This window comes from Chryseobacterium ureilyticum (assembly GCF_900156735.1).
GTDB lineage: Bacteria > Bacteroidota > Bacteroidia > Flavobacteriales > Weeksellaceae > Chryseobacterium > Chryseobacterium ureilyticum.
Genome location: NZ_FTOL01000002.1, coordinates 39167 through 63646, shown reverse-complemented (window position 1 = coordinate 63646; position 24480 = coordinate 39167). Strand labels below are relative to the sequence as shown.

Genomic DNA, 24480 nt, shown 5'->3' with positions numbered 1-24480 from the left:
AAATTTTAATGTTCAAAATATTTTCCTTTACTGGTCTTTCTACTCTCATAAAAATAATTACTGGTTATATAAGTGTAAAAATAGTAGCATCTATTATTGGCCCTAGTGGTGTAGCGTTAATAGGACAGCTACAAAATGTTACCAGCATATTTACAACCTTTGGAGCAGGAGGTATTAATAATGGGGTAATAAAGTATGTTTCAGAGTTTAAAAATGAAGAAACTATTTTAAAAAAATTCTTATATGTTGGTTTTAAAATCACTTTTGTATTATCCTTATTTTTGGGATTACTAATTATTGTATTTTGTTCTTACCTCAGTAAAATTATTTTATTAGATCCTAAGTATTATTATGTTTTTATATTTTTAGGAATAAGTTTATTACCTCTATCTCTAAACAATTATTTTTTATCAATTTTAAATGGATTTAAAGAATTTAAAAAATTTGTAATTATAAATATTATTACAAGTATTTTAGGCCTTTTATTTACCGTTTTTTTAGTTGTGAAATTTCAACTCAAAGGAGCTCTTATTGCAAATGTAACTTATCAGAGTATTATCCTGTTTGTAACTATTTTTTTTATTAGAAAATATTTTTGGTTTAGTAAAGAATTTTTTTTAGGTAAATGGGATAAGTTAACTATTAAAAAATACTCTTCATATTCTTTAATGGCTTTAATATCAGTTGTTACTGTACCTGTTACTCAAATGCTTGTTAGAGGCTATATTATAAACAAATATTCAATACAACAAGCGGGGTTTTGGGAGGGAATTAATAGAATATCAGGACTTTATTTATTGTTTGTTACAACATCTGTGGGAGTATATTATCTTCCCAAATTATCAGAAATAAAAGTAGATTCACTTTTAAGGAAAGAAATTTTTAAAACATATAAAATAATTACTCCGATAATATTTGTATGCTTAGTATTGATTTATTTATTTAGAGAATTAATAGTTAATATTTTGTTTACAAAAGAATTTTATCCTATGAAGGACCTTTTCTTTTGGCAACTTTTAGGAGACTTTTTTAAAATAATGAGTTGGTTGCTTGGATTTTTAATGATAGCCAAATCAATGACTAAAATGTATATTATTACAGAAACAGTTTTCGCTATTTTATTAATTTTAATCTCTTATTATTTTATCAATTTAAATGGGGTTATAGGTGCTACACAATCGTATTGTCTTATTTATTTTATGCACTTAATAACAATGATTTGTATTTTTAAAAATTTAATTTTTTCAAAAAATTAATTTCGTATGAAAATAATTATTCCACTTGTAGGTTCTTTTGGAAAATCAGGGGGCTTTCGGGTTTTATCAAAATTGTCAAACTATTGGATTGAAGAAGGGCATGACGTCATTTTCTTATCTTATGTTAATGGTGATCTCCCTTATTTTCCTACTAAAGCAAAACTATTATATTATGATAACAAAGGAAATGTAGTAGAACATCAAAATAATGATTCTGCCGTATTAACCTTTGGGATGTTTAGACTTCGAAAATTTCTAAGAAAAGCACTAGATACTTTAGAAGCAGATGTAGTTCTTGCCAATCATTCTTTCAGTGCTTTACCTGTAAAGAATTCTAAAATTAAAGCAAAGAAGTGTTACTATGTACAAGCATATGAACCAGAATTTTATGGAGAAAAAGGGTTAAAGAACTATATTTTAAGAAGAATAAGCAAAAATTCCTATACGCTAGGCTTGGATATTATAGTTAATGCTTTGATGTACCAAAATTATAAAGAGTTGAAAACGGACAAAGTGGTTTTTCCTGGATTAGATTTGAATACTTTTAAGCCATTATCATTATCTAAAAATGGTAATAAAATAATTTTAGGAACAATCGGTAGATCAGAAATCCATAAAGGGACTATTTATATATTAGAAGCATTCAAACTATTAAGGAAAGAACTTGGAACAAAAATTGAATTGCATATTGCTTTTGGAGAAAAAGATTTAGAAAATTTTGAAGGAATAAAAGTAGTTACTCCAGATGGAGATCATAAATTAGCCGAATATTATAATTCTTTAGATGCTTATATTTGTGGAGGTATATTACAAATGGAAGCAATTCATTATCCTGTAATAGAATCTATGGCTTGCGGTGTGCCGGTGATTACTACCGGTTATTACCCGGCTAGTCTGGATAATGCTTTTATGGTCCCTATAAAAAATAGTGAAGCTATTAAAGATGCAGTTATGGAATTTATTGATAATCCTATTTTAGCTGAATTAAAGAAAAATAGAGCTTTTACTAATATAGAGCAATTTGATTGGAAGCTTATATCCCAAAAAATGCTAACCTATTTTTCACAATAGATTATTTATATAGATTAATAGTCATTTAAATGTTAAACTTATTTCTTTTATTATTTATTATTAATGTTTTAATTTCTTGTTTGCCAATAAGGTATCCAATCGTTAAAAAGTATATTTATATCTTACAGACTATAGGTCTTATTTTGTTTGCTACTTTTAGAGGAGTTGATTTTGATAGAGATCAGCCTTTATATCTTTATTCTTTTAATAATGCCAAAAGTCTTGAAAATCTAGAATATACATTCACTATAATTGTCAATACTATAAAAATATTTTCAGGAAATTTTGTTTGGTTATTATTCATATATGCATTAATTGGAGTTTATCTGAAATTAATGGCGATTAGAAAGATGACAGATTTTTTTTTCCTGTCGATAGTAATTTATATATGTAATACATACATTTTACAAGATCTTACTCAGATTAGAGCCGCAATTTGTTCGGCATTTTTATTGTTGTCTCTAATTCCATTGTATGATAGGAATATGAAACTTTTCTATCTATTTGCGATTTTGGCTGTTTCTTTTCATTTTTCGGGGATACCTATTTTATTCTTATACTTTTTAGATCCTAAAAAAATTAATACCAAAGTATGGAAACTTCTGTTACCATTGTCTTATATTTTATTATTTATAGGATTTACCCCTTTAGGACTTGCAAAAATTTTTAGCTTAGAATTAATACAAAAAAAACTTGAAGTTTACTTTAATGCAGGAAAAGAGGTTGGTAGTGAGAAAGTAAATGTATTTAATACTTTAGTTATATTTCGTTTTATATTTACTTATATCCTTTTATTTAATATTGAGAAAATATATGAAAAAAATAAATATGCTATTATATTACTTAAAGTTTACATAATATCTCAAATACTTCTTGTTCAACTCTCCGAAGTTACCACATTAGCAATGAGGTTTAATGAGCTTTTCGGAGTTGTTGAAATGGTTGTAATCCCATTTGTACTATATTCATATGTAAAAAAAGACATGACCTTTGTACTATTGAAATTTAGCATCTATCTATTCGCATTTATGCTTCTTTTTTTCCATTTTAGAGCTGAAACCTTATTAATATTCAAAAAATGATAAATATAAATGATATACAATTTGTAATTGTTCTTTACAATGAAACTCTCAATAACAGTGAAAGTTTTCAGACCGTTACAAAATCTTTAAACACTTTAAATATAACTGAAAAAGCATCTCTATTTGTGTATGACAACAGTCCAATACCTCAGAAACTAGAGGAATACGAACAATGGTCTACAGAATATATTAATGATCCTAAAAATTCAGGCTTAAGTAAGGCTTATAATTGTGCTGCAGAGTATGCGTCTCAAAATAATAAAAAATGGTTATTTCTATTAGATCAGGATACTGAATTTCCGGAAAATGCTTTAGAATTATATTTACGTGCAATGAATAAGTATGAATCTATTTATATGTTTGTACCGGTTCTTAATATTGAAAATGGGAAGATAATGTCTCCTTTTATAAGTAAACATAAATGGGGCAGGTTTGCAAAGACAATCGATCCAGGAATACACTACTTTAATAAAACATCACCTGTAAATAGCGGATTATGTGTTCGCTTAGATAAGTTTGATGAAGTGGGAGGATACAATGAAAATGTAAAGGTGGATGGAGCCGATTTTCAATTTATAGAACGTTATAAACGTAAATTCTCATCATACTATGTTTTGGATGTTCAGGGATTTCAAAACTTTTCTTTATTTGAATCGGATATCAATAAAGTTATCAAAAGATATAAAATATTTCTTGCAGATGTAAAAAGATTTGAAACTCATGAAACAACAGATATATTTTTCTACCATCTTCTTGCACTGAAAAGAACAACAAGATTATTTTTAGATACAAAGAAAATTATATTTTTTAAAATATTTTTCAGTAATTATATTTTTAATAGAAAATGAATAAACATAAGATAAAATTCTTTTTATTGATAGTGTTAGAACTATTTCTTTTTCCAATTATTTATATTAGAGAGTTATATAAGAATCTCAATAGCTCAAAAGAGAAATTGAATATTCTAAAGAAGAGAAAAGAGATAGAGGAAAAAAAAATATATATAAATATACATGAATGGGGAGGGTATGGACTAAAAAGAAGTAAATCTATTCATGAAAAAATCCCGACTTTTGAATGTGGTCTATATTATCAATTAGAAAGATTTAAAAAACAAAAAGTAGATGGGTTCAAAAAGTATGTAAATGTTACTATGTCTGAGGAAGAAAAGTATAAGGAGTTTGATTTTGTACATTCTAATACAGATAATGTTGATTTTGTAAGTAACTTTGGAATGGACTTTTCAGGATATTCGTTTTTTTTTAATAAAATTGAAAATGAAAAAAATGCTTATTTGATTTTGACGAATACTTCTGTGAATTCAATTTCTCCAGAAGATTTTCTGGAAGATTATATAAATTATATGGAAGATAATAAGGATGTGGCTATTTTAGGAATATCTTATTCGACAAGGATGGGACAATCATTAATTAGAAATAATTTTATCCCGCATCTTCAAAGCTTTTTTTATTTAACCACAATTGATGTATTAAAAGAAATTGTTAATTTTAACAATGGTAAATTTCCTGGAGAAGATACAGCAGATAAATTATTATTGATTAGAGAAGGAGAGATTAAAATGTCTGTATTAGCACATAACCTGGGATACAATCTTGCCGTTGTAACTGAAGAAGGAAAAATATTCAAATTTGGTAAAAATAGTAGAAAAGATAACGGTTATAATAGATGGGATTTACCTAAAGGAGATATGCGTCAATTTGTTAAAAAACCTAATAAAATTAATAAAATACTTAAATAATGGAATTAACCAGGAAAAATATAGCGGATTTAATACTTGAAAAATTATCTGCTAATAAAAATATTTATAGAGAAGAATTTTTACAATCAGGGAGAATTAATTCATGTGTAATTGATGACTTGCTTCCTCAGGATATAGCTATGAAAATTTACAGTAAGTTTCCTAGTCCTGAAGAAATGAAAACATACAAATCTCTTAGAGAAAATAAAAGAATTGCTGCTCAAATGGATTTATATGATTCATTATTAGAAGAAATTGTTTTTGCATTTCAAGATGAGAGAATTGTTAAAATAGTAGAGGAAATTACAAGCTTAGAAGAAATGTTGCCAGATAGTAATCTTTATGCTGGAGGTATTAGTTTAATGGCAACAGGGAACTTTTTGAACCCGCACTTAGACAATTCTCATGATAATGGTAAAGAGAATTATAGGGTTCTTAATTTATTATACTATGTAACACCTGAATGGAAGGAAGAATTTGGAGGTAATCTTGAGTTATGGGATAATGGAATGAATTCCAAGCAAAGGACTATACATTCTAAATTTAACAGATTAGTTTTAATGATTACAAATAAAACCTCTATACACTCTGTAAGTAAGGTTGTAACTGATGGAAAAAGATGTTGTGTGTCAAATTATTATTTTTCTAAAAAACCAGCAGAATCCCATGAATATTTTCACGTAACTTCATTTTATGGAAGACCTGAGGAGCCTGTTAAGAATGTGCTTTTACGTTTAGATGCTTTTCTTAGACAAGGAATTAGAAGAATAACAGGTAAAAGAATTGTTGAAACAAAACATATTTATAAAAAAGAAAAAGAATAATGAGACTCTGCTTTTTATTAATGTGCAGTTTAATGGCTTTTAATTTTAATGCTCAATCAATTGTTGATATAAAAAATTATGGAGCTAAAGGTGATGGTATTACTGATGATACTAAAGCTTTTTATGCTGCTATTCAGGATAATGCGGAGAAAAAAAATATTATTGATGGTAAAAATAGGACTTATCGAATTTTAACTTCTATAGATCTGACTATTTCTTATGCTAATCTTAAAAATTTTAATTTCATATTAGGTGAAGACTATAAGGATCAGGGCAGATTTGTATTAAAAAGTCCTAATGTTATATTAGAAAATATTTTTATTGATGGAGGACGAAATACTTATAAAAAAGGACTTGAAAATTGGTATACTTTAGGTAAAGAAAACAATATTCCAAGTATTTATCCTCAAACTCCAGATGTATTTTATATTATAGGATTAGAAGAAACTGCTAAATATGTTATTACAAATCTGAAAATGATTAACATACATGCTGGAAGTTGTATTACTATTGTTACTCATGGTACAGTTAATATGGATAATCTATATTTTAAGAATATTAGTAATAAAACATTTGATATATATCACTCTAATGATGAAGGGAAAAATGCATTAGGGCAAACCACTATAGGATATGCATACGCAGAAAATGTAGGACAGTTGCCTGATTATATTTTACTTGATAAAAAAAAGAGAAGTACCAAGGATGGTGTATTTATGGCGCAATCTTCATTCAATTTTGTAGTTTCTTATGGCAATTTTTACGCTGATAAGCTTGAAGTTGAAAATTATGGATCAACCGCTGTAACTCCTGATAGAAATTCATTTTTTAAAGCAAAAGATATAATAATAAGAAATAATTTAAACAAATCCTATTCAAACAATCCATCTGGAGCTTTATGGTTTGAAGCTTGTCAGAAAGTAGAAGTTGAAAATGTTGATATTGATATTTCTAAAAGAAATTTTAATGATTATAGATTTGATAATTCTGCTATTTATATTTATGGATATAACAGTAATATACAGATTAATAATGTGAAAATAAACGCAAATGACAAAACCTTAAATAAAGGAATAAAAGGAGCATTTAAAGGCAAAAATTTTGTCAATATTGATCAGGTAGATTTGACTGGGAAATTTAGAGATAAATCAATATTCTTTGGTGATTTAGATAGCTCAGCTGATATTTCTTTAAATTTTAAAACTTTAAATGTTAATGCAAATGATGTTTTGTTTTATAACGTTAAAAAAATAAATATTTCCAATTTTCAGAAGAATAACTTAAATGATGTTTCTTTTTCTTTAACGAGACCTGATTTAAAAAAAGTTGCTCAATATCATATAAAAAAAACAAACCTTAAAGAAGTTAAGGCAGATAAATCAGTATTAGTGAATTTGCCACCTAACACAATAAAAATTAATCCTTAATGGTGTTTTCAGCCTCAATTGTCTTATATAGAAGCAATTACTCTGAGATAAAAAAATTAGTTGATCATATATTTTTTTATACAAAAAATATAGAACTATATCTTATAGACAACTCTCCTACAAATGAATTGGGAAAATTAAAAAATGAATATTTTCAATTTCCTCTACATTATTTTCATACTCCTGAAAATAAGGGTTTTGGTGCTGGGCATAATCTAGCAATTACTAAAGCTTTAGAATTAAATTCAAAATATCATTTTGTAATCAATCCTGATATTATTTTAAATGAAGATGCAATTAATCCAATGATTGAATACATGGAATCTCATGATGATATCGGAATGATGATGCCGAAAGTATTAAATACAGACTTATCAAAACAAAACTTACCTAAATTATTACCGTCTCCTATTGATATACTTCTTCGGAAATTGAAGAAACCTGATTTTATATATAACTCCTTTATCAATAAATATGAATTAAGATTTGTAGAGGATGATAGAATATATGAAGCTCCAGTTCTATCAGGATGTTTTACGTTATTCAGATGTGATGCTTTAAAGAAAAAAGGTATGTATGATGATGCTTTTTTTATGTATTTTGAGGATTGGGATATTTCAAGGAGAATAAATCAAAGTTATAAAACTATTGTATTTCAGCCTGCTTCTGTAATTCACGAATATGAATCTGGAGCCAATAAAAGTAAGCATCTTTTTAAAATTTTTGTTAAATCCTGTATTCATTATTTTAATAAATATGGTTGGCTTTTTGATTCAGAAAGAAGAGAAATTAATAAGAAAACATTAAAACAATTTAAGTGAAAGTCATCATAACAGGAATCACAGGCTTTGTAGGGCAAAATCTTTCACAATGTTTATCCGATGATAAGATTGAAATATTAGGGCTTTCATTAAGATTTCCTTATTGGGAAAAGCTTATTGATAAATCATCTGATGCTATAATTCATCTTGCAGGAAAAGCACACGATACTCAAAATACCTCTGCAGATGAAGAATATTTTAACGTAAATACTAAGCTTACAAGAAAACTTTTTGATGAGTTTCTGAATTCAGACAGTAAAGATTTTATTTATTTTAGTAGTGTAAAAGCTGTGGCAGATACTGTAGATGGTATTTTAGATGAGAAACATTTTTCATCTCCGCAGACTCCCTATGGAAAATCTAAACTTTTAGCCGAAGAATATCTTTTATCTCAAACCTTACCGCAAGATAAAAGACTTTTTATAATACGGCCTTCTATGATTCACGGTCCAGGGAATAAAGGAAACTTGAATCTTTTATATAAAGTTGTAGAAAAAGGTATTCCATGGCCTTTGGCTGCGTTTGAAAATAAACGATCATTCTTAAGTATTGATAATTTAAACTTTTTAATACTTGAAATCCTTAAAAACAAAAATATTCCTTCGGGGATTTATAACTTTGCAGACGATGAAAGTATTTCTACGAATCATTTAATTGAGATTATCGGAAAAGCTTCTGGAAGAAAAAGTAAACTATGGAAATTACCTTCAGGGATGATCTCTTCAATGGCAAAGTTTGGAGATAAAATAAAACTTCCATTAAATTCTGAAAGATTGAAAAAGCTAACAGAAAGTTATGAAGTTTCTAATCAAAAGATAAAAAACGCCTTAGATATAAAGAAATTACCTATTTCTGCAGAACAAGGTCTTCTGAAAACTATAAAAAGCTTTAAAAACAAATGATTGAATATTTAGTGATAGTAGCTGCTCTATTTATTGCGATGCTTGTGTATTTCAAAATAGCTGATAAATATAACATTATTGATAAACCTAATCACCGAAGTGCTCATACTCAAATTACTTTAAGAGGAGGGGGAATTATCTTTCCTGTAGCATTTATTATTTTTGCAGTGTTTAACTTCAATTTGATTATAGAAGAATATTGGTCTTTTGGTCTTGGGCTTCTTGCCATATGTACCATAAGCTTTATTGATGATATTAAGACGTTATCTAATAAAATAAGGCTTGCTGTTCACTTAATTTCAGTTGTTCTGTTATTATACTTTACGGGAGCCTTTGTATTGATGCCTTTCTGGGTATGGCCTGTCTTATTTATACTAATTATAGGTACATTGAACGCTTATAATTTTATGGATGGTATTAATGGTATGACGGGTATTTATAGCCTTGTAACATTAAGCTCATTAGCTTATATTAATAAAGAAATTGTACAGTTTACAGATCATGACTTTATCTATTATCCAATATTAGCTTGCCTTGTTTTTTTATTCTTTAATTTTAGAAAGAAAGCAAAATGCTTTGCAGGAGATGTGGGGAGTATGGGAATTGGCTTTTGGGTAATTGGCTTGATTACTTTACTGATTATGAAGACTGGTGAGTACAATTATATTTTACTATTATCTATTTATGGAGTGGAAGTTGTACTTACTATTATTGAAAGAATTCTGTTAAAGGAAAATATTTTTGAGGCTCATAGAAGGCATTTATATCAGCTTTTTGCTAATGAAAAAAAAGTATCTCATTTACTGATCAGTAGTACATATGCTTTTGTACAATTAATAATAAATATATTTTTAATACAGTCAGAGCTCCCGATTTGGGGTATTTTACCCATAATTTTTATCCCTACAGGATGTTTATATTTGGGATTAAAATTGAGTTTAAAAAAGAAATACAGTTTATAAAATAGAATAAAAACTTAAATATGAAAATAAAAGAAACTCCTTTAAAGGATTGTTATATTATTGAACCAACTATTTTTGAAGATGATAGAGGTTATTTCTTTGAAAAGTACAATGAAAAACGATTTGAAGAGCTTACAGGCATGAATGGTCACTTTGTACAGGATAATATTTCTAAATCTTCTTACGGTGTATTGAGAGGACTGCACCTTCAAAAAGGAGAACACGCTCAGGCAAAATTGGTATCTTGCCTTGAAGGAAGAGTTTTTGATGTAGCTGTAGACCTTCGTAGAGAATCTCCCACCTTCGGAAAATGGTTTGGTGTAGAATTAACTCCGGAGAACAAACTTCAACTCTATGTTCCGAGAGGATTTGCTCATGGATTTTCAGTATTAAGTGAAACCGCTATTTTCTCGTATAAATGTGATAATTTTTACAATAAAGATTCAGAAGGTAGTGTTATCTGGAATGATTCGGATCTTAATATAGACTGGAAATTGCCTCTAGATGTGATTCAGCTATCTGATAAAGACAGAGTTTTACCAACATTTGCTGAAGGTAACTTTTAAATAAAACCCTAAAAACCACTTTTTTAAAGTGGTTTTTATTTTTATAATCTTTACTCTATCAATATTTTGTATCTTTGCACACTCAAAATCAAAAAGATGCGTACAAAATCTGTAGGGAAGAAGAAAATCAATGTAGTGACACTTGGATGTTCCAAAAATGTATACGATTCCGAAGTATTAATGAGCCAGCTGAAAGCCAATGGTAAAGAAGTGGTTCACGAAGACCGTGGAGATATTGTGGTAATCAATACCTGCGGATTTATTGATAATGCAAAAGAAGAATCCATCAATACGATTCTTGATTATGTAGACGCAAAAAACAGAGGTGAGGTAGAAAAGGTTTTTGTTACAGGTTGTCTTTCCGAAAGATATAAACCGGATTTGATAAAAGAAATACCGGACGTAGATCAGTATTTTGGAACAAGAGATCTTCCGGTATTATTGAAGCATTTAGGAGCAGATTATAAACATGAACTGGTAGGGGAGAGGTTAACAACTACTCCAAAGCATTATGCATACCTTAAAATCTCAGAAGGATGTGACAGACCATGTTCTTTCTGTGCTATTCCTTTGATGAGAGGTGGTCACGTTTCAACACCTATTGAAAAGTTAGTCACTGAAGCTCAGAAATTAGCAAAAAAAGGGACAAAAGAATTAATCCTTATTGCACAAGACCTTACTTACTATGGATTGGATCTTTATAAAAAACGTGCACTGGGTGATTTACTAAAAGAATTGGTAAAAGTAGAAGGTGTGGAATGGATCCGTCTTCATTATGCTTTCCCAAGTGGTTTCCCTGAGGATGTTTTAGATATTATCCGTGAAGAACCGAAAGTTTGTAACTATATCGATATTCCGCTTCAGCATATCAATTCTGATTTGTTAAAATCAATGAAGAGAGGAACTACTCATGAAAAGACAGATGCTCTTTTAGGAAAATTCAGAGAAAAAGTGCCTGATATGGCAATCAGAACTACCCTTATTGTAGGATATCCAGGAGAAACAGAGGAAAGATTCCAGGAACTTAAAGATTGGGTGAGAGAACAGAAATTTGACAGGTTAGGATGTTTCACATACTCTCATGAAGAAAATACTACGGCACACGTATTGGAAGATGATATTCCACAGGAAGTAAAAGAAGCAAGAGTAGAAGAGATTATGGAATTACAATCTCAGATTTCTTGGGAAAAGAACCAAGAGAAGATAGGAAAAGTATTCAGATGTATCTTTGACCGTAAAGAAGGGAACTACTTTATCGGAAGAACAGAATATGATTCTCCTGATGTAGATAACACTGTTTTAGTATCTGCAGAAGATACTTATATTTCTATCGGTGAGTTTGCAAATGTGAAAATTACTTCAGCCGAAGAATTTGACTTATATGGTGAACTGCTATAAACTATAAATGGTTATTAATCAGGAAGTAAAAAATACTTTTTGATTGATAAAAAACTGAAATATTAATGGATTTTAACATAGATATTTTTCGTTGAAAAATAATATATGTTTGATTTTCAATTTGTTGTATTTTTAAGGTATTAAGATTTATTTAAATTTCTTTTATAAAGTATACAAATTAAAAAATTATGTCTTAAATTTGCACAATAAGCAATGTTTTTAAATCATATGCTTTCAGTAAGTTATTCATCAAAATGAAATAAAATTTCATTGAAAGAGTATTTTATGTATATTAGTTTCAAGATGATAACAAATTGAGATGTATCTTCCTTTTGGAAATATTGATGAAAAATAATGTAATTAAAATCTTTAAAAACTTATGAAAAAATTTTTATTAACAGCGACTATGCTCGTTGCCTTTACGGCGCTTTCAAAGGCTCAGCAAGGGAGAGTGGGGATTAACACAACCACACCTGCCGCTACTTTAGATGTTGTAGCAAATACAACAGACAATGCTAGACCTGATGCCTTATTGGTCCCTCGTATGACAAGAGCTCAGTTATTAGCAAAAGATAATGCTTACACTGCTGCTCAAAATGGTGCGCTTGCTTTTGTTACTACTATTGACGGTACAGCTACTACTAAAACAGCTAATGTAACTGCAGTTGGATTCTATTATTATGATGGTCAGACTACAAATACATGGATCGGAATTGGTGGTGTAGTTACTCCTACTGTTCCTACTTTTAGAACTATTACTACTGGGACTGTAGCTGCTATTTTACCAACTGATGTTGGAAATTGTGTAATACTGAATTCTACAACAATTAGTAGCGTTACGTTGCCAACTCCTACTTTGGCTATGGCAGGTAAGACTGTCAAAATCTTTGAAGTTACTGGTGGTGTTGGTCCTACTATTACAAGTACTGATTATAAATCAACAGGTGCAGGTGTAATCGTTAATGCTACAGGTGTTAGCTTAATTACAGATGGTGTTTTTTGGTATAGTGACAGTCTTCAGTAAGATTTATTTTTAAAATTACAGATTTATGAAAAATTATATTTATTCTAAATTAGGATTGGCTTTTGCTGTATGTGCTTTTATGTTTAGTACTAATACACAGGCTCAAATTAAGGCAAACCAAACTATTGCAAATGCTTCAATTAATAGTAGTACAGCATTTTTAGATGCAGCGAGTTCTGTTACCTGGAATGGAAGCAGTACATTAGGAAAAGGTATGCTATTCCCTAGAACAGATTTAACACAATTAGTTCTTACTAATAACGGAGGTTTTTTAGCGGGAAATAACCCTAATAGATTTGATGGTATTATTGTTTATAATACTGCAACTGGTAATACTCCTGCGACTGGATCTGGTATTGGTAACCAACCTGTTGCACCTGGTTTTTATTACTTTTCAAATCCTGGGTCTCCAACAGCTGTTACTACAGGTCAGTGGATTGCTGTAGGTGCTTCACCTAAAGTAACTATCGGAACTAATGAAGTAGCTACTAATACATTAATCAATGTTAGTACAGGAGTTGATAAGCAAGTATATGCAATCAAAGGAAGCTTTACAACAACAGGTACTTCTACTTCAGTGACTATCCCTTCACCTACAGGTATGACTTCTTTATATGGAATTACTATCTATAAAGTGAACGGAACAGGAAATAAAGTAGTTTATTCAAGAGACCTTTATTCTTATAATATCGGTGCTACAAATAATGCTATTACAGGTTCTCCTAGCATGTCTGTCGTATATCCTGCTGATACGTATGACTACGTATTAGAATACATCAAATAAGATTAATATTTTAATTATATAGAAACCAATGAGCAATCATTGGTTTTTTTGTTTTATATACCTTAATTCTTTTATGAGAACCTTACTACTAGCTTTTCTTATGAGAAGATGATTAGCTCCTTTAACAGCTTTTTAAAGCTTAAAATGGCTTATTATATATAAATATTAAACTTGGGGTTCTTATTTAAAGTGATGTCAATTTTAGCTCTCTAATACTTCTGTAATTTTAAATTACCATCATATCACAAAGATTTAAGTATAAAATAATTCATTTTTTATTACTAATAATTTTCTGATATGATCTTTTAAACTTATTTTTGAAGTATTCGGATGAGCATAGATGGTCATTTAATTTATTGAAATCCAAATGTTTTTTATTTAAAATATAAGTCAGTATTGAATTTTTATATTTTTAAAGATAATTTTTACTGTTAAAATAAGAACTAAAGTATAAGCTAAATGTCATTCAGCCTTTTGTTTAGGGGTGGTTTGGGTGATTTTAAATCTTAAGATTTTTTATTTCTATCATTAATTTTTCACCTAAAAAAAGTAATTTTTTATTTTATTTAAACACTTGATTATTAGTACTTTAATTTTTGAAAAATTATGAAATTATGCGCTAATTAGTTAAAAAAATTAACATTTTGATATTTTTTTTAACACTTTTTAACAGTGTCTTTCAAAGTCCCTATTTATAGGTGGTTACAGAGTTAATTAACATTTTGTTTTTGTTTCGTTAACAGTTTTTAACAATTGAAATAGGGAGATAAAAAGATTCCTGATACTTTTGCTCCGTCAAAACCAATAAAAGTTCAAAATGATGAAAAGATTCATTCTCGTAATCATAATGATGATTTCAACCTTAGGAGTTTATTCATTTACGAATAATACCTTAGATGCGAAAAAAACAAGTTATGCATCGTACTACCACGATAAATTTAACGGTAGAAAAACCGCTAGCGGAGAAATTTTTGATAACTCAAAGTTTACTGCAGCAAACAGAACGCTTCCATTTGGAACAAATGTTAAGGTAACAAACCTTAAAAATGGTAAAGAGGTAATAGTGAGAATTAATGACAGAGGACCTTACCATTCATCAAGATCTTTAGACATGTCTAAAGCTGCGTTCGATGAGATCGGAGATATCAGTCATGGTACAATTCCGGTTGAATATGAAATTGTCGATTAATTTTATGATTTAAATTAAAAAAAGCCAGCTGATTTCAGCTGGCTTTTGCGTTGGTAGATATTCGCTTGTTATTATATATCTAATTCTAGTAAAGCAGGACAATGGTCAGAATGTACAGCTTCCTTTAAAATAACAGCTCTTGTAAGCTTTTCTTTTAAGCTATAAGATGCAAAGTTATAATCCAATCTCCAGCCTTTGTTTCTTTCCCTTGAATTTTGTCTGTAGCTCCACCATGTATAATTATCCGGTTCATTGTTAAAGAATCTGAAACTATCAATCAATTCACATTCATTGATGAAATTAGTCATCCATTCTCTTTCCATAGGAAGGAATCCTGAAACGTTCTTTAGGCCAACAGGATTATGAATATCGATTGCTTCGTGGCAGATATTAAAGTCTCCCGATATAATAAGATTTGGAATTTCCTTTTTTAGGTTTCTGATATAAGCAAGAAAGTCATGGCAGAACTGCATTTTAAATTCAAGTCGCTCAATATTAGATGCAGACGGAACATAGACTGAAATAGCAGAGAAACCATCGAAGTCTGCACGGATAACTCTTCCTTCATTATCATAGTTTTCAATACCGCAACCATATTCTATGTGATTAGGTTTGATTTTTGAGGCAATTCCAACGCCACTATAGCCCTTTCTTACTGCCGAATGCCAATAACTGTGATAGCCTAATTTTTCAAGGCTCTCGATGTCTATCTGATCGTTTCCTGCTTTACTTTCCTGAATGCAGATCACATCCGGATCTGCAGTCTTTAGCCAGCCAAGGAAATCTTTGATAAAAGCGGCCCTGATTCCGTTGACATTGTATGTAATTAATCTCATTAGTCTTTTATAAAGATTTTAAAGTTTTCGTTGTATTTTGATGGAATAAATTCAGTGATCTCATAATCCGCAATCTGATGAATATAGAACGGATCTTCTTTGATGATTTCCTGAGCTTCTCCTTTAGATTGAGCATTGCTGATGATAATACCGCCAGTTCGCGGCTCTTTTCTTCCTGAAGCAATAAAAAGTCCTGAATCATAATATTTCTGCAGAAAGATATTATGTTCCGGAATATGCTGTTCTACATTCTCAAGAGCAACCCTATAGGTAAGCGAAATAATAAACATGATTTATTTTTTACGAAGATATGAACTCTTGAAGACTATAAAAAATAAGCGGGAAAAATCAACCGATTTTTCCCGCTTAAACCCAAAATTAATAAACTATGAAAAAAACTATTTGGGTTCTAAAACACTTATAGGGATAATACATTCTTCCAATGATATTCCACCATGCTGGTAAGTTTCTTTATAGTAATTTACAAAGTGATTGTAGTTCTTAGGATAGGCAAGGAAGGTATTGTTTTTCGCAAAAATATATTTCGAACTTAAGTTTCCTTTTGGAAGGAAAAGTTTTTCCGGATTGGTAATAGCCCAAACATCACTGTCATCATAAGTTAAACTTTTACCTGTTTTATATCGGATGTTGGTAGATGTTTCTCTGTCTCCAACTACTTTACTTGGTTTTTTAACGTAAACTGTTCCATGGTCGGTAGTGATCACCAACTTATACCCATTTTCAGCTGCAGCTTTAATAATCTTCAATAATGAAGAGTTTTCAAACCAATTGAAAGTCAGGGAGCGGAAAGTTTTATCATCACGGATAAGCTGATCTACAATATGGTTATCAGTTTTAGCATGTGAAAGAATATCAATAAAGTTATAAACGATTACAAGTAAATCATTGTTCTTATGTTGATTAAAATCATCATAGATCTTTCTTTCAAAATCAGCATTCAGTACTTTAAGGTACTTCATAGATTTAGAACCAAGCCCGATTCTTTTCATCTGATCTTCCAGGAAGTCACGTTCAAATTCGTTTTTATTTCCTTCTTCATTGTCGTTAAACCATTTATCTGGAAATCTTTTTTGAATTTCTGACGGCATCAAACCTGCAAAGAAAGAATTTCTTGCGTATTGAGTAGCGGTAGGAAGAATACTGTAATAATAATCTTCTGAAATCTTATTGTAATACTTCGTGAACAACGGTTCTATCACTTTCCATTGATCGTAACGAAGATTGTCTACCATTAATAAAAGAACTTTATCTTTTTCAACCTCTGGTTTTACTTTTTCCTTGAAAAGAGTGTGACTCATCATAGGTTTGTCTGAATCCGTAAGCCAGTCTTCATAGTTTTTCTCAATAAATTTAGCAAACTGAATATTGGCTTCTTCTTTCTGAGATTGTAAAAGATCCGCAAATTCATTGTCTGCTACCTTATCAAACTTGATTTCCCAGCTTAAGATTTTTTTGTAATATTCAGCCCATTCCTGATACGTTCTCAAATAAGAAAGTTCCATAGAAAGGTTTCTGAATTCCTGCTGGTACTGTAAGATGGTTTTTTGCTCCACCAGATTTTCCTGTTGAAGATTTTTCTTTAATGAAAGTAATATTTGGTTTGGATTTACCGGCTTTAAGATATAATCGGCAATTTGAGAACCGATTGCCTCTTCCATAATATGTTCTTCTTCGCTTTTGGTAACCATTACGATCTTTAAGGCACTATCCTTTTCTTTGATCATAGGTATAGCTTCTAACCCGGAAATTCCAGGCATATTTTCATCAATTAGTGTTAATGCAAATTTCTCTGAATCCATAAGTTCCAAAGCCTCGTTCACGTTATTTACAGGGGTTACCTGGTAACCTTTCTTTTCTAAAAATACGATATGAGGTTTAAGTAAATCTATTTCATCATCGATCCATAATATCTTTTCTGACATAATTTATTTTTTACATGATTATTCTATCAAAATGTTGACCAAATCCTTTTAAAATCTCACAAAATCGAAAGATTAAAAGTTAAATATTAGTTAAATGAAAATACTGTATAATATTTCATCTTTCTGGGCTATCTATTCATTAGTCTTTATATATTGTAAAGCCCTTTCGAGAACTTCATCTTTACCGTTTTTAATTCCTTCTAATGTAGGCTTTATAATGATATCTGGAATGATTCCTATTCGTTGTGTTTCTCTGCCATCAGGATAATAAGCTCCAAGTCCTGTGAAACAAGTATCAAGATCCGCAATTTTAAATTTAATAATATCACCATTGGCGCCAGAAGTATTGCTGCCAATCACCTTTACCTTGGGATGCTGCTTGAACATCATTGTAGTGGTTTCTGCCTGGCTTTGGGTATTTTCATCTACCAAAACTATTACATTTCCTTTATAATAATCAGGATTCTTTCTGCCAATACTGTTGATTCTGCTATAAAATTTGCCAGGATAATTTGTTTCCGGGAAATTAAACTGATAATAAAAGCTGGCGTTGGGAAGAAGCATCTCACTTAATGGAATGATTGTCAGTTTAGGATAATTTCTAAGATCAAAAATGATAGATTCCGCAGATTTCAGGTTTTTGTACATTTCATTCAAATCATCTTTGGTAATGATTCCCATATTAACATAACCTATTTTCTTTTCCTGATCTATGAATTTCCACTTTTTGAGAGCAGGTGTTTTTTTGATAAGAATATCTTTTGGAAAGTATGTTTTAACGGTAATTTCTATATTTTGCCCCTCTCTTTCAACTTTAAGAGTGAGTGAATCATCTTTACTGAAAATAAGTTTGTTTTTAATCTTATTCACCTTTCCCCAGGAATTGGAGGCAGGAATATATTTGCCTAGACTATTAATGACCTGAGGAATAGTTTGTCCATTGATGTCATAAATCACATCATCAACTTTTAATGGTGTTTTTTCATGAAAATGATTCGCATTGATCTTTGTAATCACCAGTTTCCCTTCCGCATAAGAATATTCTACAGGAAGTTTTTTGGATCCATACAAATGAAGACTTATGGGTGCTGAAAATAAATAGGCGTGAGAATCATCAGTTTTGGTGACCAGTTCAGCTAATGCAAGATGATAGTGGGTATCATTATCAACAGAAAGAAACTTAGGAATCATTTCTATTAAAACGGTGTTCCAATTTTGATCTGTTTCATATTTATAAGGAAAGAAATATTCTACATAATTCCAGTATCGGAATAGTTCCAATAAACTTACTGAGCTTGATGTAAATTTTGAACCATAAGAATTCTCATTTTTGAAATATATCTTTCTTCCGCCTTTTCCTACATAATAATTAGTTCCGGTATTTCGGTTGTTTTGAATATAATGAAGTTTCTGAGAAGTACTTTTGGAAAATATATCGGAGTTGTCTATCCAAGTCAGATCAAAGTTTTTCAGAAAATAGGGAGCATTGTCTTCCTTTAAACAATCTTTACATATATCTATTTTTCCTAAACTGTCTATCCATTGAGAATAGAGATTGTTAAGTTCTGTCTTATTATTGATTTTTTCAAGTTCATTAATCTTTTGAAAAAGCTGTTGATCCCAGTTTATATTGCCTGCAGCAACATTGGGATGGTAATATTTTAAAAATCCCCAAACTTTGCAGAGGGATTCCAGTTTTTGATTTTCAGATAAAATCTGAGCGGAAAATGGTAAGCTTAAAAATAATAAAATGAAAAGAAAATATTTTCTCATCAAAAGGTATCGGTTTTTCTCAAAGGTAAACGTTTAAAGTAACAAGAGCAAGGGTTTAATAATAATTAATAAATAGGAGGAAACTAAGAGTATTGAGTTTCTATATTAATTTAAAAAAGTATTTAAATCATTTTACTTAAAAGTAATAATGAGTTCAGAATAACTTCCTGTATCCATTTCCCACCTTCCTTCCATTTAATACTAAATTAATCATCCTTCAAATTTAAAATCCCTAACTTTGTTTACTAATATTGACGATTCAATGCAGAATAAGCTAAAAATTATCAACGATCCTGTTCATGGATTTATAAAAATTCCCCACGAAATTTTATTTGATATTGTTGAACATCCCTATTTTCAGAGATTAAGAAGAATAGGGCAGACCGGACTTTTGAATCTGATCTTTCCGGGAGCAACGCATACAAGGTTTCATCACGCTTTAGGAGCAATGCATCTGATGTTTACGGCATTGGAAACATTAAAGCAGAAAGGGGTGAAAATTTCTGAGGAAGAGGAAAAAGGAGCTATGTTGGCAATTTTAATGCATGATATTGGGCATGGACCGTTTTCTCACGCATTAGAAAGTATGCTGATGGACGACTGGCATCACGAAAACCTTTCGCTTTTGCTGATGAATAAATTAAATGAAGAATTTGACGGTCATCTATCCATGGCAATCGAAATGTTTCAGGGAAAATATCACAGAAAGTTTTTTAATCAGCTTATATCTTCGCAATTGGATGTGGACAGGCTGGATTATCTTAAAAGAGATAGTTTCTTTACGGGTGTTTCAGAAGGAAATATCAATACACAAAGGATTATTTCTATGATGAATGTTTGTGAGGAAGGAGAGTTGGTTATTGATGCGAAGGGAATTTATTCCATAGAAAATTTTTTAACTGCAAGAATGTTCATGTATTGGCAGGTATATTATCATAAAACATCTGCTTTGGCGGAGTTTCTTTTGGTGAAAATTCTTGAAAGAGCCAAATATCTGATCTCTCAGGGCATTGAACTTCCCGCAACTGAAAATCTTAAATACTTTTTATATAGAGAAAAAAGTGCTGCGACGGACGAAGATGTAGAACGTTTTACTCAGCTGGATGATAATGATGTTATTCAGGCAATGAAAGAATGGCAGAATTCAGATGATTTTGTGTTATCTTATTGGTGTAAATGCGTTATTCAGAGAAATCTTCCTAAAACAATTATATCATCACATCCTTTCGAGGAAAAAGTTATTGATGAAAAAGTAAAAAATATCAATGAATTTTTTGGAATAGATAATGGTAAAGAATTGGTACATGAGATAAAAAGAAAGCTTTTGCCTTATGACAGGGAAAAGCAACCGATCTATTTGCTGCAGAAAAATGGCAAAAGAATAAAGCTTCATGAGTCTGAAGACCAGCTTTTATCAGGATTAATGATGAATAAAACAACACGCTATATCCTTATGTTTCCGAGAGATATATAAAGGGAGACTCTTAAATAATATTAAAATTTACGATCTGAATTCAAAAAATGTTTGCAAATTATAGAATTTCTTATCTTTGCAGAATATGGAATTTACAGCTTCGCAAATTGCAAGTTTTATTGACGGAAAAATAATAGGTGATGAGAATGCACTTATTACAGGGGTTTCTCCAATTGAAAATGGGGAATCAGGACATCTTTCTTTTATAGCACAAGATAGATTTTCTCATTTTTTAGATACCTCAAAGTGCTCTGTTATCATCGTTTCGGAAAAACTTCTGAATGAAAATAATTATATACCTACCTTAATCGTAGTAAAAGATGCCTACTTATCTTTTCAGGTTCTGATGAATTTGTATCAGGAAATGAGAGGAAGAAAAGAAGGTATTGAAGATGGTTCATCTATCCACGATTCTGCGGTGATAGGTGATCAAGTTTATATAGGAGCATTTACTTATGTTTCTGAAAAAGCTAAAATCGGTGATGGTTCGCAGATTTATCCACACGTATATATCGGGAAAGGAGTAAAAATTGGTAAAAACTGTAAAATAGACAGTGGTGCCAGAATTTACGATTACTGTATTATTGGGGACAACTGTGTTATTCACTCCAATACTGTAGTAGGGGGAGACGGATTCGGGTTTCAGCCAACAGCTGAGGGATTTAAAAAGATTCCACAGCTTGGTAATGTAATTATTGAAGATGACGTTGAAATCGGTTCTAACTGTAGTATAGACAGAGCGACAATCGGCTCTACAATCATTGGAAAAGGAACGAAAATTGATAATCTGATCCAGATTGCTCACAATGTGAAAATCGGACAGAATAATGTAATTGCAGCACAAGCCGGAATTGCAGGTTCCACTACCATCGGAGATTGGAACCAAATTGGAGGTCAGGTAGGAGTTGTTGGACATATCAAAATCGGAAACCAGGTGAAAATTCAGGCTCAGAGTGGCGTGAACTCCAGTGTTAATGATAGAGAAACATTGTATGGCTCACCAGCAATCAGCTACAATGACTATTTGAGAAGCTATGTTCATTTCAGGAACTTACCTGGAATAGTAAACAGAATAAATAATCTTGAGAATAACTCAAAAGATCATACTAATGAGTGATATGCAAAAAACGCTTCAGGAAGAGGTAACACTTTCTGGAAAAGGTCTTCATACTGGTAAAGAAGTAAAACTTACCATCAAACCCGGAAAAGAAAATACGGGATTTGTATTTGTAAGAACAGATCTAGAGGGCAATCCTCAGGTTGAAGCTGATGTTAATTATGTAGTAGCAACAGAAAGAGGAACAACATTAGAAAAGCTTGGCGTAAAAATCACTACCTGTGAGCACCTTTTGGCTGCACTTGTAGGTTGTGACATAGACAACGCAGTGTTGGAAATGGACGCATCCGAGCCACCTATTTTAGACGGATCTTCAAAATATTTTGTTGAAGCCATTGAAAGTGTAGGTGTAGTAGAACAAAATGTAGCAAGAGAATATTTAGTAGTAAAAGAAGTTCTTACTTACAGTGACCCGGCTACAGGTTCGGAGATCACAATCATCCCTTCCGATACATACGAAGTAACTACGATGGTAGATTTTGGAACTAAAGTGTTAGGAACTCAAAATGCCACTCTTAAAAATATTTCCGAATTTAAAGACGAAATCTCTTCAGCAAGAACATTCAGTTTCTTACATGAATTGGAGATGCTTTTAGACCACGGATTGATCAAAGGAGGAGATATCTCCAACGCGATCGTTTACGTAGATAAGGATCTTACTCCTGAAACTACAGAAAAACTTAAAAAAGCCTTTGGTAAAGACAATGTGTCTATCAGACCAAACGGTATTCTTGATAATCTTAACCTAAACTATCCTAACGAGGCTGCAAGACACAAATTACTTGATGTAATCGGTGACTTAGCTTTAGCAGGTGTGAAAATTAAAGGTAAAGTAATTGCTAACAAGCCAGGACACTTCGTAAATACTCAGTTTGCAAAAAAACTGAACCGTCAGTGGAAATTACAGAAGAAAAAAAATGTTCCTGATTTTGACTTAACGAAAGAACCTGTATTTGATATCAACGGTATTATGAAGCTTATGCCTCACAGACCTCCGTTCTTATTGATCGATAAAGTTCTTGAATTATCAGATTCTCATGTTGTAGGGCTGAAAAATGTAACAATGAACGAACCTTTCTTCGTTGGGCATTTCCCTAAAGAGCCTGTAATGCCTGGTGTACTTCAGGTAGAAGCATTAGCTCAGACAGGAGGTATTTTAGTATTGGCAAGTGTACCAGATCCAGAAAACTATTCTACTTATTTTATCAAAATTGATAAAGTGAAGTTCAAGAGAAAAGTAGTTCCGGGAGATACTATTATTTTCAAAATTGAATTGATAGAGCCTATCAGAAGAGGTATCGTTCACATGCAGGGGTACGGATATGTAGGAGACACAGTGGCAGTAGAAGCAGAGCTAATGGCTCAAGTTGCAAAAAATAAAGTTGATTAAATGATCCATCAATTAGCAGCCGTAGATAAACGTGCGAAAATCAGCAAAAATGTAGTTGTAGAACCTTTTACTACAATTGCAGGGGACGTAGAAATTGGAGAAGGAACATGGATTGGTCCCAATGTTACCATCATGGATGGAGCAAGAATAGGAAAAGATTGTAAGATTTTTCCCGGGACTGTAATTTCAGCAATTCCTCAGGACTTAAAGTTCGATGGTGAAGATACACGAACCATTATTGGAGATAATACCACTCTAAGAGAATGTGTAACAATAAATAGAGGAACAAAAGCTTTAGGTTATACCAAAGTAGGAAGCAACTGCCTGATTATGGCGACTTCACACGTTGCCCACGATTGTATTATCGGTGATAATGTAATCATTGCAAATGGTTGTGGTATTGCAGGACACGTGGAAATCGGTGACTTTACAGTAATGGGAGGTTTATCAGCAGTTCAGCAGTTCGGTAAAATAGGAAAACACACGATGATTTCCGGTGGATCGTTGATCAGAAAAGATGTTCCACCTTACGTAAAAGTAGCAAGAGATCCTATTTCCTATGCAGGTATCAACTCTGTTGGTTTAAGAAGAAGAGGTTTTTCTAATGAAAAAATCTTTGAAATTCAAAAAATTTACAGAGCAATCTTCCAAATGAAGATGAACGTTTCTCAGGCATTGGCATACATCGAAAAAGAAATGTTACCTACCGCTGAAAGAGATGAGATTCTACAGTTTATCCAAAACTCTCCAAGAGGTATTGTGAAAGGCTACGGAACAAGCAAAGACAGCAACTAATAAAGCTAAACAGCAAAAGGGCTAAAAGGCAAAGAAAGCTGAGACAGTAAATTTGCTTATTGATGCCGATAAAAATTAAGTAAAAAA

Annotated in this window: 23 protein-coding genes; 19 read left to right on the top strand and 4 right to left on the bottom strand. The window is 31.0% G+C overall.

The genetic code is table 11. The features are described 5' to 3' along the window. The first annotated feature begins 8 nt into the window (after positions 1-8). The 15 genes from BW983_RS06440 to BW983_RS06370 all read left to right on the top strand — a co-directional run bounded on the left by BW983_RS06440 (position 9) and on the right by BW983_RS06370 (position 15065). Positions 9-1256 carry an O-antigen translocase gene (locus tag BW983_RS06440; protein WP_076550973.1) on the top strand — a complete coding sequence of 416 codons (1248 nt, stop codon included), beginning with the start codon at positions 9-11 and terminating at the stop codon, positions 1254-1256. Positions 1257-1262: 6 nt separating this feature from the next. Then, positions 1263-2327 carry a glycosyltransferase family 4 protein gene (locus BW983_RS06435; protein WP_076550971.1) on the top strand — a complete coding sequence of 355 codons (1065 nt, stop codon included), beginning with the start codon at positions 1263-1265 and terminating at the stop codon, positions 2325-2327. A 29-nt stretch (positions 2328-2356) separates the two neighbouring features. Then, positions 2357-3409: an EpsG family protein gene (locus BW983_RS06430; protein WP_076550969.1), complete on the top strand. Its 1053-nt coding sequence runs from the start codon at positions 2357-2359 to the stop codon at positions 3407-3409. Then, positions 3406-4257 (top strand): glycosyltransferase, encoded by an 852-nt coding sequence (locus BW983_RS06425; protein ID WP_076550967.1) that lies wholly within the window; start codon positions 3406-3408, stop codon positions 4255-4257. The genes BW983_RS06430 and BW983_RS06425 overlap by 4 nt, the downstream gene beginning before the upstream one ends. Before the next feature lie 32 nt (positions 4258-4289). Then, positions 4290-5168, top strand: a complete 879-nt coding sequence (locus BW983_RS06420) for a hypothetical protein (RefSeq protein ID WP_167369967.1) — start codon at positions 4290-4292, stop codon at positions 5166-5168. Next, complete coding sequence (locus tag BW983_RS06415) at positions 5168-5992, top strand: 2OG-Fe(II) oxygenase (protein WP_185116860.1); 825 nt, start codon at positions 5168-5170, stop codon at positions 5990-5992. Before BW983_RS06420 ends, BW983_RS06415 begins: the two co-directional genes overlap by 1 nt. A gap of 32 nt (positions 5993-6024) precedes the next feature. Then, positions 6025-7419 carry a hypothetical protein gene (locus BW983_RS06410; protein ID WP_076550962.1) on the top strand — a complete coding sequence of 465 codons (1395 nt, stop codon included), beginning with the start codon at positions 6025-6027 and terminating at the stop codon, positions 7417-7419. Next, on the top strand, positions 7419-8240 hold the full coding sequence (locus tag BW983_RS06405; protein ID WP_076550961.1) for a glycosyltransferase: 822 nt from the start codon (positions 7419-7421) through the stop codon (positions 8238-8240). The genes BW983_RS06410 and BW983_RS06405 overlap by 1 nt, the downstream gene beginning before the upstream one ends. Further along, positions 8237-9142, top strand: a complete 906-nt coding sequence (locus BW983_RS06400) for an NAD-dependent epimerase/dehydratase family protein (protein ID WP_076550959.1) — start codon at positions 8237-8239, stop codon at positions 9140-9142. Before BW983_RS06405 ends, BW983_RS06400 begins: the two co-directional genes overlap by 4 nt. Beyond that, a complete protein-coding gene (locus BW983_RS06395) occupies positions 9139-10104 on the top strand; it encodes an MraY family glycosyltransferase (protein ID WP_084184360.1) in 966 nt (321 codons plus the stop codon). The genes BW983_RS06400 and BW983_RS06395 overlap by 4 nt, the downstream gene beginning before the upstream one ends. A 20-nt stretch (positions 10105-10124) precedes the next feature. Continuing rightward, the gene (gene rfbC, locus BW983_RS06390) at positions 10125-10670 is read left to right on the top strand and encodes a dTDP-4-dehydrorhamnose 3,5-epimerase (RefSeq protein WP_076550957.1); all 546 of its coding nucleotides are present in this window, start codon (positions 10125-10127) and stop codon (positions 10668-10670) included. Positions 10671-10766: 96 nt separating this feature from the next. Next, on the top strand, positions 10767-12068 hold the full coding sequence (rimO, locus tag BW983_RS06385; RefSeq protein ID WP_076550956.1) for a 30S ribosomal protein S12 methylthiotransferase RimO: 1302 nt from the start codon (positions 10767-10769) through the stop codon (positions 12066-12068). Positions 12069-12474: 406 nt separating this feature from the next. Continuing rightward, on the top strand, positions 12475-13092 hold the full coding sequence (locus tag BW983_RS06380) for a hypothetical protein (protein ID WP_076550954.1): 618 nt from the start codon (positions 12475-12477) through the stop codon (positions 13090-13092). Between the two features lie 25 nt (positions 13093-13117). Next, positions 13118-13876 carry a hypothetical protein gene (locus BW983_RS06375; RefSeq protein WP_076550953.1) on the top strand — a complete coding sequence of 253 codons (759 nt, stop codon included), beginning with the start codon at positions 13118-13120 and terminating at the stop codon, positions 13874-13876. 817 nt (positions 13877-14693) lie between these two features. Further along, the gene (locus BW983_RS06370) at positions 14694-15065 is read left to right on the top strand and encodes a septal ring lytic transglycosylase RlpA family protein (RefSeq protein WP_065394887.1); all 372 of its coding nucleotides are present in this window, start codon (positions 14694-14696) and stop codon (positions 15063-15065) included. Between the two features lie 71 nt (positions 15066-15136). Here BW983_RS06370 and BW983_RS06365 read toward each other — a convergent pair whose 3' ends face one another. The 4 genes from BW983_RS06365 to BW983_RS24265 all read right to left on the bottom strand — a co-directional run bounded on the left by BW983_RS06365 (position 15137) and on the right by BW983_RS24265 (position 19617). Beyond that, positions 15137-15901: an exodeoxyribonuclease III gene (locus BW983_RS06365; RefSeq protein WP_076550951.1), complete on the bottom strand. Its 765-nt coding sequence runs from the start codon at positions 15899-15901 to the stop codon at positions 15137-15139. Next, on the bottom strand, positions 15901-16191 hold the full coding sequence (locus tag BW983_RS06360) for a YciI family protein (RefSeq protein WP_076550949.1): 291 nt from the start codon (positions 16189-16191) through the stop codon (positions 15901-15903). Before BW983_RS06360 ends, BW983_RS06365 begins: the two co-directional genes overlap by 1 nt. A gap of 108 nt (positions 16192-16299) precedes the next feature. Continuing rightward, positions 16300-17844 carry a T9SS response regulator signal transducer PorX gene (gene porX, locus BW983_RS06355; RefSeq protein WP_076550947.1) on the bottom strand — a complete coding sequence of 515 codons (1545 nt, stop codon included), beginning with the start codon at positions 17842-17844 and terminating at the stop codon, positions 16300-16302. 132 nt (positions 17845-17976) lie between these two features. Then, the gene (locus BW983_RS24265; protein ID WP_076550945.1) at positions 17977-19617 is read right to left on the bottom strand and encodes a S41 family peptidase; all 1641 of its coding nucleotides are present in this window, start codon (positions 19615-19617) and stop codon (positions 17977-17979) included. A gap of 262 nt (positions 19618-19879) precedes the next feature. Here BW983_RS24265 and BW983_RS06345 point away from each other — a divergent pair, with 262 nt between their 5' ends. The 4 genes from BW983_RS06345 (at position 19880) to lpxA (ending at position 24393) form a co-directional block, all read left to right on the top strand. Then, entirely contained in the window at positions 19880-21091 is a 1212-nt protein-coding gene (locus BW983_RS06345) for an HD domain-containing protein (protein WP_076550943.1), read from the top strand. 85 nt (positions 21092-21176) lie between these two features. Further along, entirely contained in the window at positions 21177-22208 is a 1032-nt protein-coding gene (lpxD, locus tag BW983_RS06340) for a UDP-3-O-(3-hydroxymyristoyl)glucosamine N-acyltransferase (RefSeq protein WP_076550941.1), read from the top strand. After that, complete coding sequence (locus tag BW983_RS06335; protein ID WP_065394880.1) at positions 22201-23598, top strand: bifunctional UDP-3-O-[3-hydroxymyristoyl] N-acetylglucosamine deacetylase/3-hydroxyacyl-ACP dehydratase; 1398 nt, start codon at positions 22201-22203, stop codon at positions 23596-23598. Before lpxD ends, BW983_RS06335 begins: the two co-directional genes overlap by 8 nt. Further along, positions 23599-24393, top strand: coding sequence for an acyl-ACP--UDP-N-acetylglucosamine O-acyltransferase (gene lpxA, locus BW983_RS06330; RefSeq protein WP_076550939.1), 795 nt, complete (start codon positions 23599-23601; stop codon positions 24391-24393). It begins immediately after the preceding gene. The last annotated feature ends 87 nt before the right edge of the window (positions 24394-24480 follow it).